Below are 12069 nucleotides of genomic sequence, written 5' to 3'. Positions count from 1 at the left end.
TTTCAGGGATGTGGAATATCATTTTCCAGTTCCCATATATGTCGATCTCTTCGAAAGACGAGACAGGTAGCCACGCCCAGAATACCCAGCAGGCAAAACAGCGCCGCCGCTCCGGAGCCTTTTCCGGTTCCGAACATCACCGCCAGAAGGTTTCCTGGCTGCTGCGATGCCATAAGCGGTTCAAACACCTGGTCCACCAGCAGTCCGCCGAGTAAGTATCCCACCGGTATGGTGAAGAACTGCAGCGTATTGCGGGCGGAGTAGACGCGTCCCTGCATGGTCAGCGGGATCCGTGAACGGAACAGCACATCCATGTTCGCATTCATAAACGGAATGCAGATCCAGGCCAGAATAGCGCCTGCGCACCAGACCCAGGGCTGTCTGCCGAAGGCCAGAAAGAAGTTTTCCGTGCACATGGCGATCAGCAGGGAATTGCAGATAACCCGGACCCTGCTTTTGGGTGGATGGCAGAAAGAGACCAGCAGGCTTCCGGCCAGATTGGCCATGCCCGTGCAGGCGTTTACCATACCGAGTGCGATCCTGCTTCCTCCGTTTCTGGAAAGAATCATGGCGGGCAGTGCGGCGTTGTACATGGACGCGGTTAAGTTGATGGCCGCCAGAAACAGGATAAGATTCAGAATACCCTGGTTCCTTTTCAGGTATTTGAGGCCTTCTTTCGCGGAAGCCAGCACAGATTCTTCCCTGTTTCCGTCCGCCTCCGCCTGTGGGATCGTAATAAACCATGCCAGCGTAATGAATGCGGCGGAGAACGTGATCAGGTCGAAGACCAGCACTGCGTCGATTCCTGCAAAGGAAAATACCATGGTGGCCAGTACCGGTGTGAGAACCGTAACCAGTGAATTGGAAAAGGCTCTTAGACCGGATACGCGCTGGTACTGTTCCCGCGGAGTCAGAAGGCTGACCGCCACATCGGATGCGGGCTGCTGAAGCGTGTTCATCAGTCCGTTTAACGCGTTCAGTATGTACAGGTGCCACAGCGCCAGATTCTCCGTCTTCAGCAGGATGAGTATCAGCAGTGTGGTCGCCGCCGCGAAGCTGTCGCAGACCAGCATGGTGTGTTTCTTGTTCCATCGGTCGCTTAAGGCCCCCGCGAAGATGGAGAGAAGCACATAGGGGCATAGGAACAGATGGAGAGCAGCGCAGTGGTCAGCGCAGAACCCTTCTGCTGGTAGGACCAGACGACGAGCGCGTAACTGGTCATGGAACTGCCCAGTGCAGAAAATGACTGGGTCACCCACAGGATCAGGAAGGTGTGAAGCCCTTCGAAGAGAGTATGTAATTTTTTATTCATGACTTTGCTCCTTTCAGCGTATTTTAGGTTCTACGTTAAAATGCAAAGTCTGTCCGGACGAACCGATTGTTCATCTCCATGAAAGTACGTCCGTAATTCAGACTTTGCATGGAGCAGTATCAATACAGAGTTTCATAGCCCGCGCCTCCTTTCGTAACAGGATTATCCATGGCTATGGAGGCCATGTGCTGCTAATTTACCATATTACGAAGCAGGAAGCAAGGAAGATTCGTTAAAATGCTTCTTGACTGAAAATCATGTATGGAGTAGCCTGATAAATAGACGTAGTGGAAGAGGAAGGACCAGGAACAGAGGCAGGCCCGGCAGCAGAGGCACGCCCATCAGAAATGGAGGAAATGAGATGAGGAATACGGAAATCGATCATGGAAAAGTGTTTGACTGGGGCCGGGCACGGGAGTTCTTCCGCGGAACCTGTATCGGTACGGAGCGGATTTTACCGGTATCGACATCTCGGAGAATCAGATCGGGCAGGCGAAGAAACTGGCGGAAGAGAGAGGCATGAATATACAGTTCCAGTGTATTCCGGCTGAGAAAGCCGGATTTCCGGACGGCGCTTTCGATGTGGTGACCGCCTGTCAGTGCTTTTTCTACTTTAATCACGAAGAACTGGTCCTAAAATACAATCCGAAATGGACCGGTTGCAGGGAAAGACGGCATCCGATCGAAATTCCCGAAAATTATGAGGAGTATTTCACCATCGGTGAGCAGACGATGTTCGATGTGTCCGTTCCCTTTACGAGAGAGAGCTGGAATGGGAGAATCAGGGCCTGCCGGGGAATCGGCGCCTCCCTTACCCCTGAGGAGACAGAACGCTTCGATCAGGAACACAGAGAACTGCTGAACCGGATTGTGCCGCCGAAGTTTGAGGTGCTGCATTACGCGGCCATGGCGGTTCTGCATAAAAGATAAGAGATAAGAGAAAGAAGATTACATCAGGAAGACAGGGGAAGAGAGTATGACAGGCCGGGAGAAACAGTACTTATTTACAAACAGCGATTTGAAACGCCTGATAGCACCGCTCATTGTGGAGCAGATTCTGGCGGTAACCGTGGGCATGGTGGACACGATGATGGTGTCCAGCGCAGGCGAGGCGGCCACATCGGGCGTATCCCTGGTGGATATGATCAACAACCTGCTGATCAATGTGTTCGCAGCAGTTTCCACCGGCGGCGCGGTGGTGTCTTCACAGTTTCTGGGACAGAAAAACCGGAAACGGGCGTGTGAGGCGGCGGATCAACTGATGATGATCACGGGGCTTATCTCCATTGTGATCATGGTGGGGGCGATTTTGTTCCGGCACGGTCTTTTGAGGCTTTTGTATGGAGGGATTGCGGATGACGTGATGAACAACGCGCTGATCTATCTGATACTGTCGGCGCTTTCCTATCCGTTTCTGGCGATTTATAATTCCTGCGCGGCGCTGTTTCGCTCTATGGGAAATTCCAGGATTTCCATGCAGGCGTCCATCGTCATGAATATTATCAATGTGGCGGGAGATATTCTGTTTATATTCGGATTCCACTGGGGCGTGGCAGGTGCGGCGCTGGCTTCACTGATCAGCCGTATGACGGCGTGTGTCATTCTGGTTATCCGACTGCATAATACGGGGCTGGAGATTCATGTCAGCTTCGGACGGCTTCGCTGGAACAGCGGAATGATTGGAAAGATCCTTCATATCGGGATTCCGGGCGGAATCGAGAACAGCATCTTCCAGCTGGGACGCGTACTGGTCGTCAGCATCATCGCTCTGTTTGGCACGACACAGATCGCCGCCAACGCGGTCGCCAACAACCTGGATGGAATGGGAGTGCTTCCGGGACAGGCTATGAATCTGGCCATGATCACAGTGATCGGCCGTTGTGTGGGTGCTGGCGATTTTGAGCAGGCGGAATATTACACTAAGAAAATGATGAAGCTCACGTATCTCATCAGCGGACTCTGTTGCCTGGGCGTGATTCTCACCATGCCGCTCACCATGAAGCTGTACGGCCTTTCGGAGGAAACCCTTAAGCTGGCGGCAGCGCTGGTGCTGATCCATGATGGATGTGCCATCATTCTGTGGCCGGCGTCATTTACCCTGACGAATGTTCTGCGGGCGGCAAACGATGTCAAATTCCCCATGTGCATCTCCATCCTGTCCATGGTGATCGTGAGGCTGGGAGCCGGTTATTTGCTGGCCGTCGGCCTCGGGATGGGAGCCGTCGGCGTGTGGTGCGCCATGATCCTGGACTGGGGCGTTCGTGTGATCTGTTTTGTGGGACGGTACCGGAGCGGGAAATGGAAGACATTTTATCGGGCGGCGTAAGGAGAGAAATGGAAAATGAGAGATGGTACAAAGCAGACGGAGGAGATTGCGTTATGAATGCGTTTATTGAGAAAAAGGTCCATGAATTATACTGGGACTGCGATGTCAACTGTGCCAGGACCATGCTGATCTGCCTGGGCGAGCTGTTCGGAGTGACGTATGAGTCCCAGACGCTGAGCGCCGCCGTCGGCCTTCACGGTGCAGGCGGTTATCGGGCGCAGTGCGGCCTGGTGGAAGGCAGTCTCATGTTTGCCGGAGTTTATTTAAATGGGCTTGGCTGGGAGGAGGAGCGGATTGTTTCCGCCTGTTACCGGTTTGCGGAAGCATTTACCGACGCATTCGGATCCCTGACATGCTTCAATCTGCGTCCGGGCGGATTTTCACCAGATGATCCGCCTCACAGATGCGAAGAGCTGACCTGCCGGGCGGTGGAATTTACATATGAGTTTATGAAGGCGCTTTAGAGAGAAAAATGGGATAGTAAGTGAAATAGAAAAAAGGTTTCCGGAGTGACAGGCTCCGGAAACCTTTTTCGATATATGACGAGGCCCTAGTATTCAAACACATAAGAATCCATCGTCTGGCTGTTGTTGATCAGCGCGTCGCTGCTCAGCTTCTTCTGTCTCAGCGCCTTGTCACTCTTTAGGAGGGCGCTGTAGATGATATCCGTTACATAGAGATACATCAGATTATCGGAAAGCGCCGTGGTGTTATTTGCGATCAGCTTGTCCGATACGATGAATTTGTAATCCGCGATATCGCTCAGCTTCGGGGAATCTACACTCGTGATGGTCAGGTTCTTCCCGCCGCGGTCAATGGATGCGCTGGCCGCCTGATAGATATCCTTCATCATAATGCTGCGCGCAATGAAGATGGATAAGTCACCGGGCGAAGTATTGGTGACCTGGAGACTGATGCTTAAGGGATCGGTGTACTCTTTGGCACGAATACCTGCAAGCTCCAGCTTGTAACGAAATTCCCTGGCGGCGAATGTGGTGTTGGCCAGGGCGTATAAGTTTATATTTTTTGCATTTTTGATCATATCCGCGGCTTTAAATACCGTGCTTTCGTCCAGGAGGGCCGCCGTGTTATTTAACATGCTCCGATAGTCGGAGGTGACGGAGGCGATAAAGTTCCCGCCGGAGGAGGGCGTCTCCTGAACCATGTTATTGTAGAAGCTTTCCTGGGCCAATGCGATCTTTAATCCATTGAATCCTTTATATCCCAGCTTTTTGCAGAAACGGTTGATGCTGGCCTCTGAAGTGCCGGTTTCATCCGCCAGAGCGGTGATTGTCGTGGTAAGAATCTGTTCGGCGTGACCTATAACGTACTGGCTGATCACGTTCTCGCTCACAGTGAAGTTGGGCTGCATGGAGATGATTTTAGAAATAACGGTCGATACCATAAAATCCTCCTTTTTTCGTTATTACAGTATACCGTTCCCACTAAACTCGTGAGGGACCTCGTTAAGTGGTCAGGTATGACTCGCACTAAGCTCGAAAGGACCTCGCTAAGTGCTCATAGTATACCATATTTGCAAAATATTTGCAAATAATGATTGAGAATGAAAATATAAATCAAATATATTGACAGCTAATGAAAATGATGATAGTATAAAATCATAAAAATAATGGCGGAATCAATTATAAAATGACATAAATGCACAAAATACACCGGAGGTAAATGAAAAAAGTGATTTGTAATGGAAATCACTTTCAGAACTGCTGTTATGATTACAGGAAAGGAGAAAGTATGAAGGAGTTTGGCTATGACAAACAGTACGATGTGATTGTTGCAGGCGGAGGGGTCTCCGGCACTGTGGCTGCCATCGCGGCCGGCCGTCTGGGAGCGGATGTCCTGATTCTTGAAGAGGGCGCGTATCTGGGCGGGGCGCTGACCGGATGCGGCGTCGGACCCATGATGACGTTTCACGCAGGCGAGAAGCAGGTGATCCGCGGCATTATGGAGGAGATCGTAGAGCGGCTGAAAACCGACGGATATTCCCCAGGCCATATTTACGACACGATGCAGTACATCAGCTACCTGACACCATTCAACTCGGAAGGCCTCAAGGTGGTGCTCGATGAGATGACGGCGGAGGCAGGCTGCACGGTTCTGTTCCATACGTTTATCGGAGCCGCGGTATGCGGGGAGGGGAAGATCGAGTCCCTCACCGTGTGCAATAAGGACGGAATCCACAGCGTATCGGCCAGGGTATACATAGACGGAACCGGCGACGGCGATGTGGCCGCGTTTGCGGGGGCGCCCATGACAAAGGGAAGAGAATCCGACGGCGCTGCCCAGCCCATGACCATGAACATGAAGTATTTGAATGTGGACACGGAAGCGATCAAGCAGCATATCAGAACGCATATCGCCGATTTCTCCCGCCATCAGGGGAATGAGGAGCTTATGGACACCGTAAGCCGTTTTTCATTCTGCGGGTTCCAGGATGAATTCCGGGAGGCCCGGGAGAGAGGGGAACTGGAGATCCGGCGGGAGGATGTTCTCTGTTTCGAGACAGACCGTCCGGGTGAGTACATCGTGAACACCACAAGAATTATCGATCACGACGCCGTGAATGCGGCCAGCTTAAGCGACGCGGAGGTGACGGGAAGACGCCAGTGCAGACAGCTGGACCGGTTCCTTCGCAGACACGTTCCGGGCTTTCAGAATGCGGTTCTGGAATTTACTGGCCCCCGGGTGGGGGTGAGGGGATCCAGACAGCTTTCCGGTAAATATACTCTGACAGCGGAAGATATTCTGGAGAGGAGAACCTTTGACAGCGTCATCGCCCATTCCGCGTATCCCATCGACATTCACAATCCCAAGGGCGTGGGGACGGACAGCCGCTTCCTCTCGGAAAAGGGAACGTACTACAGCATTCCTTATGAGACGCTGTACTGCGAGGAGATTAAGAACTTACTGGCAGCAGGGCGGTGCATTTCCGCTTCCTTTGAGGCGCAGGCGGCTATTCGGACGACGCCGACAGCCGGAGCATTGGGACACGCGGCAGGAGTGGCGGCGGCCCTGGCTGCCAAAGGGGATGGAGACGTCTCCAAAGTCAGCAGAAATGAGCTGCAAAAACGATTGAGGGAACAGGGCGCATATCTGGATCTGTAAGAAAAGTAATGGAAAGTAAAATAACATGTTGAAAAAGTAATGAATGAGGAGGATTTTTCAGATGACAATTCAGGTTATTGGAATACTGGGGTTATTCGTTTTAATGGTAGTCTTGATGATGACAAGAAAGCTGCCGACTATTCTGGCTCTGCCGATCATGGCCGTAGGCATAGCACTGATTGCAGGAATTCCGTTTATGGGCGGGGAGTTCAGCATTGCAAAGGACGTTCTGGAAGCAGGCGCCATGCGTATGAGTACGGCGATTGCCGGACTGTTCTTCGGCGGTTTCTTCGGAAAGGTACTGAGCCGCGTGGGCATTACCAATACCATTATCCGGAAGGCAGCCGAGATGGCGGGAGATAAACCGCTTCCGATCGCATATGCATTTTTAATCGTAACTTCTGTTATTTTCGCGGCTTCCAACGGTCTGGGTATGTTCATCCTGGTTGGAACCATCATTGTTCCGATCATGATCAGCGCTGGCTTAAGCCCGCTGGTTGCAGGAACGATCCTGCTGCTGGGCAACGGCATCGGCGTTACATTTTCCGTTGGAACGCTGGGCGTTTACATTGATACTTTGGGACTTCCGCTGGAGACCGTTACACAGTATTCCTTCCTCTGCGCGGCTCCGCTGATCGTAGTAGCCGTCATCATGGTATACGTGATGGTGAAATCCGGCGGCAAGAAGAGAAAGGCATGGGCAATGCCGGCTTCCGATATAGGCGGTGATAAAAATGTCCGTTCGATCGCACTGATTTCCCCGCTGATCCCTGTTGTTCTCGTATTCGCATTTAAGCTTCCCTTAGTAGCCGCTATTTTAATCGGCATCGTGGCAACTCTGATTCTTGCAACACCGAAAAATGCCGTTCACGTCGTATCCAGCTCCTTCGTAGAAGGAATCCAGGAGACGGCAGGCGCCTGCGGCCTGATGATTGGTATCGGTATGGTTTTAAAAGCAGTTATGGCTCCTGAGGTCGCCGCTGTCTTAGAGCCGGTAATCAAAGCAATTATCCCGTCAAGCGCGATTATGTTTGTACTGGTATTCGGCCTTCTGTCCCCGTTAGCTATCTACCGCGGACCGTTAAACGTATGGGGACTCGGCTCCGGTATCGTGGCTCTGCTGGCTTCCTGCGGCATGAACCCGGTTGCAGCCATGGTTGCACTGAGACTGGACTCCAACGTTCAGGCAGTCTGTGATCCGACCAACTCACACAACGTATGGATCTCTGATTTTACGAAGACGGATGTCAATGATTATTTAAAGAAGACGATTCTTTGGATCGCAGTTTCCACACTTGCGGGCCTGATCGTTGCAAGCTTTATCGTATTATAATGCCCGCACCGTGCAGGCGTGTTCCGGCATACGCCTGCACATCTGCAGCGCTGTACCAGGGCGTGCTTTTGAGGAAGAGGAGAGTTTGACAATTATGAGTAAGAAAGTAAGGATAGGAATTGATGTGGGAGGAACCTTCACGGACGCGGTCGTCATCGACAGCAGTACGTATGAAGTGATTGCGAAGAAGAAGATTCCGACCACCCATGAGGAAGGCGTGGCGGCAGGCGTAGTGGCGCTCATCAGCCAGCTGATGGAGGAGCTTGGAATCGCACCGGAGGATGTGGTTTTTATCGCTCATGGCACGACCCAGGCTACCAACGCGCTGCTGGAGGGAGACGTAGCAAATGTTGGCATCATCGGCATGGGAACCGGCATGGACTCAAGAGGTGCCAGGAATGAGACAAATGTAGGTGACATCGAACTGGCTCCGGGTAAATTCTTAAAGACGAGCCATACGTTTATCGACTCTAAATCAGTGAACGATTCAACCATTCAGACCGCCATCGACGAGGTGCGCGGCGCGGGCGCGGAGGTCATAGTCGCTTCTGAGGCCTACAGCGTGGATAATCCTGAAAATGAACTGCGGATACAGAAAAATGCCGAAAATCAGGGCCTTTACTGCACCGGCGGCCATGAGATATCCCAGCTCTACGGTCTGAAGATGAGGACCAGGACGGCTGTGGTCAACGCATCCCTGATTCCGAAGATGATGGAGACCGCCAACATGACGGAGCGGGCCGTAGTGGATACGAAGATTCAGTCCGGACTGATGATTATGCGCTGCGACGGCGGTGTCATGAGCATCAATGAGGTGCGGAAACGTCCGATTCTCACCATGCTTTCCGGTCTGGCGGCCGGCGTGGCGGGGGCGCTGATGTATGAAAAGATTTCAGACGGAATCTTTTTCGAGGCAGGCGGAACCAGCGTGGATATCTCTGTAATTAAGAACGGAAAAGTCATGATCAAATACGCCCAGGTGGGCGGCCATAAGACGTATCTGCAGTCGCTTGACGTCCGGACACTGGGCGTGGCGGGCGGCTCCATGGTGCGCGTAAACGGCGGAAAAATAGCGGATATCGGCCCGCGTTCGGCTCATATCGCCGGGAAAGAGTACGAATGTTTTCAGAAGGACGGCGAACTGGACGGATCGGAGGTGCTGTTTGTCAGCCCCAGAAAGGACGACCCGAAGGAATATGTGCTGGTGAAGAACCCGGCCGGGAGGGAATATTCCCTGACGCTGGCAGGAGCTGCCAACCTGCTGGGCTACATTCCGGAGGGCGACTACGCGAGCGGCAGTGCACAGACGACGAAAGCCGCCTGGGATGCGCTGGGAACGTATCTGGGATGCACCGGAGAAGAGGCGGCCAGACAGACCATGGATCTTGCCATGGATAAGCTGGCGGCGGTCGTGGAAGAGCTGATCGATGAGTATGAGCTGGATACCCGGTTTGTAACCCTGGTGGGCGGCGGCGGCTCCGGCGCGGTAATCGTCCATTCTCTGGCAGAACGCATGAATGTAAAGTGGAAAATAGCGAAGAACGCACCATATATCTCCACTATCGGCGTGGCGCTGGCCATGGTCCGGGAACAGATGGAGAGAACCATTGCCAATCCCACAGATGATGATATCAAGAAAATGCGCCGCGATATCATCGAGAAGATCGTGAAATCCGGCGCCAACGAGGCAACCGTGGATGTGACCATCGAGGTGGACGCGCAGAAGAATATTCTGCGGGCCATAGCGACAGGCGCCACGGAGCTGCGGCAGAAGGACCTGACGGCCGCGGATCTAAAGCCGGAGCAGCTTAGGGAGATCTCGGCGGAAGCGCTGGGAACGCCGCCGGAAGACACCAACTGTGTGGCCTCATCGGGCCGCTGGAACGTCTATGAGTCTGTATTAAAGAAGAAATTCCTCGGCGTATTCAGCCAGAAGAGCCGCCGCCTTTGTGTCATCGACCGGGAAGGCGTCGTAAGGCTTAAGAAGGAAAAAGCGGCTTACTTAAAATTTGCGAAGGCCAGAAAGGGCGACGTGTTCACGGAGTTTCTGGATGCCAATACCACCTTTTCCGACGCCAACGCCACCATCCCAAAGGTATTCATCTTCTATCGGGAGAAGATGCTGGATTTGACGGGAATGCAGAGCGCGGAACAGTTAAATTCCATCCTGGATGTGGAGATCGAAGGGCTGGAGGATGGCGAAGAGCTGATTGCAGTCGCATATAAATAGTAAAGAAGGGGGGCTCGGAAATGATATCGGATGAAGTCCTGGGCATGTTTGAACTCAGCAACGACCTGCTGTTTGGAAGGATACCAGAAGATAAGTACCGCTATTACGTGGAAGAACCTCTGCGCCTCGGGCGGGAAGCCGCCGAAAAAGTAAAGGGCGCGGGCGGCATCTTCGCGCTGTATGAGGAAGCGGGAATCGAGATCATTTATCAGGAGGCCAGCGGGGAAAACTACGGCGTCTCCTTCCGGGCCCAGAGTGAATATGGGAAAGACGGAAGCGCAAAGGTCCTGATGTATAAGCAGTCCATCGCAGAGCTGGCGAAGCACAGCTGCGATTATGTGATCGGAGAAGAGGAGGCGCTGGCCGTCCATCTGGCCCATGAATACTTCCATTATCTGGAGTATCACAGCGGTGAGATAAAGGATGACAGAACTCAGCCGTATTACAGCCACGGATTTGTCTCCGACTATTTGGAACCGGTGCAGCTTGTAAAGCTCTTCGGGCGCAGGCGGGAGGCTGGAATCCTGCGGTGCAGCGAGATCGCGGCCCACGCGTTTGCCAGGGAAATGATGGGACTGGAGATTCTGCCTAATTACTATGACTATACCTGGCTGATAGCCGGGGGAAAACTGCGCCGGGAAGACTTCCTGGAGAAAGCGCGGCAGTTTGAGGAGATGGTCCGGAGGCGTTGAGAAACGCAGCCGGGCCATCTCCTTTTTTTCTGGAGTGAATTTTCAAACACACTTTGGTGCGGGTTGTGAAATGGCAGCAAATCGGGTATAATTTACTTAAATAAGCAGGAACAGGAAGGAGGGCGTAGTTATGCGGTATTATATATCCGATCTGCATTTTTATCATGAAAACTTAAATTACCAGATGGATCACCGGGGATTTTTAAATGCTGCTGAGATGAACGCCCATATGATTCGTCAGTGGAACAGCAGGATACGGGACAAGGATGAGGTGGTCGTGCTGGGAGATATGTCCCTCGGTACCGGTGAGGAAACCAACGGGATTCTGCGTCAGCTGAGAGGCCGGATCTGCCTGATTGAAGGGAATCACGATTCGTATCTGACGGACAGACAGTTTGACAGAAGCCGCCTGGAGTGGGTGAAGCCTTATGCGGAACTCCGGGATAATAAGAGAAAGGTGATCTTAAGCCATTACCCCATGATCTGTTACAACGGCCAGTACCGGAAGGACGAGGTTGGGCGGCCCAGGACCTATATGCTGTACGGCCACGTGCATGATACCTTTGACGAAGCGCTGGTGAACCGGTATCAGGATGAGACCAGGCGCGCCAAACGGCCGGACTGCCACGGCGGCCCGCCGCTTTCCGTTCCGTGTCAGATGATCAACTGCTTCTGCATGTTTTCGGATTATATACCGCTCACCCTGGATGAGTGGATTGATGTGGATAAAAAACGCCGCAGCGGGAGAACGGATCACATTTCTTTTCGTACTGAGTGAGTGGCAAAGGAGTGAAAACACATTCGACAAAATTCGCAAAGATTCGACAAAATTCTACACACCCCATTGTATTATAGGAAGGATTCCTGTAAATTGAGAATATGGTTACAAACGGAGCCGCTTCGAAGCTGGTAAATATATAATGTAACTGTGAGACATTTCGGAAGGGGACAGTCGGGGCCGTTCCAGGAATCTATCTATTTCACTTTTCCGGTTGTTTGTTCTAAAATAATAATCTGCGGGAGAGTAGATGCGCAGGGCAGTCCGCGGGGAAC

General features: G+C 52.5%; 11 protein-coding genes. 8 read left to right on the top strand and 3 right to left on the bottom strand.

Translation table 11 applies throughout. The features are described 5' to 3' along the window. Positions 1-2 precede the first annotated feature (2 nt). Positions 3-1130 carry an MFS transporter gene (locus H8S75_RS16770; RefSeq protein WP_432764191.1) on the bottom strand — a complete coding sequence of 376 codons (1128 nt, stop codon included), beginning with the start codon at positions 1128-1130 and terminating at the stop codon, positions 3-5. After that, on the bottom strand, positions 1100-1312 hold the full coding sequence (locus tag H8S75_RS33605) for a hypothetical protein (RefSeq protein WP_432764190.1): 213 nt from the start codon (positions 1310-1312) through the stop codon (positions 1100-1102). Before H8S75_RS33605 ends, H8S75_RS16770 begins: the two co-directional genes overlap by 31 nt. Positions 1313-1711: 399 nt before the next feature. Between H8S75_RS33605 and H8S75_RS16765 the strand changes: the two genes are divergently transcribed. The 3 genes from H8S75_RS16765 to H8S75_RS16755 are packed head-to-tail and all read left to right on the top strand — an operon-like array spanning position 1712 to position 4102. Continuing rightward, entirely contained in the window at positions 1712-2242 is a 531-nt protein-coding gene (locus tag H8S75_RS16765) for a class I SAM-dependent methyltransferase (RefSeq protein WP_187022721.1), read from the top strand. Positions 2243-2288: 46 nt separating this feature from the next. Beyond that, positions 2289-3638, top strand: a complete 1350-nt coding sequence (locus H8S75_RS16760) for an MATE family efflux transporter (protein WP_187022620.1) — start codon at positions 2289-2291, stop codon at positions 3636-3638. Between the two features lie 53 nt (positions 3639-3691). Beyond that, a complete protein-coding gene (locus tag H8S75_RS16755; protein WP_187022619.1) occupies positions 3692-4102 on the top strand; it encodes a C-GCAxxG-C-C family protein in 411 nt (136 codons plus the stop codon). Positions 4103-4188: 86 nt separating this feature from the next. On the opposite strand, the gene H8S75_RS16750 is transcribed toward H8S75_RS16755, so the two are convergent. Beyond that, positions 4189-5043 carry a MurR/RpiR family transcriptional regulator gene (locus H8S75_RS16750; RefSeq protein ID WP_187022618.1) on the bottom strand — a complete coding sequence of 285 codons (855 nt, stop codon included), beginning with the start codon at positions 5041-5043 and terminating at the stop codon, positions 4189-4191. 347 nt (positions 5044-5390) lie between these two features. On the opposite strand from H8S75_RS16750, the gene H8S75_RS16745 reads away from it, so the two are divergent. The 5 genes from H8S75_RS16745 (at position 5391) to H8S75_RS16725 (ending at position 11794) form a co-directional block, all read left to right on the top strand. Further along, the gene (locus H8S75_RS16745) at positions 5391-6761 is read left to right on the top strand and encodes an FAD-dependent oxidoreductase (protein WP_187022617.1); all 1371 of its coding nucleotides are present in this window, start codon (positions 5391-5393) and stop codon (positions 6759-6761) included. A 61-nt stretch (positions 6762-6822) separates the two neighbouring features. Next, complete coding sequence (locus H8S75_RS16740) at positions 6823-8094, top strand: citrate transporter (protein WP_187022616.1); 1272 nt, start codon at positions 6823-6825, stop codon at positions 8092-8094. Between the two features lie 94 nt (positions 8095-8188). Further along, on the top strand, positions 8189-10324 hold the full coding sequence (locus tag H8S75_RS16735; protein ID WP_187022615.1) for a hydantoinase/oxoprolinase family protein: 2136 nt from the start codon (positions 8189-8191) through the stop codon (positions 10322-10324). A 20-nt stretch (positions 10325-10344) separates the two neighbouring features. Next, positions 10345-11016, top strand: coding sequence for a hypothetical protein (locus H8S75_RS16730; protein ID WP_187022614.1), 672 nt, complete (start codon positions 10345-10347; stop codon positions 11014-11016). 130 nt (positions 11017-11146) lie between these two features. Then, positions 11147-11794 (top strand): metallophosphoesterase family protein, encoded by a 648-nt coding sequence (locus tag H8S75_RS16725; protein WP_187022613.1) that lies wholly within the window; start codon positions 11147-11149, stop codon positions 11792-11794. Positions 11795-12069: the final 275 nt, after the last annotated feature.

The sequence above is a fragment of the Hungatella hominis genome, assembly GCF_014288005.1.
In the GTDB taxonomy this organism is placed as follows: domain Bacteria; phylum Bacillota; class Clostridia; order Lachnospirales; family Lachnospiraceae; genus Hungatella; species Hungatella effluvii.
This window is presented reverse-complemented; position numbering and strand designations above follow the sequence as displayed.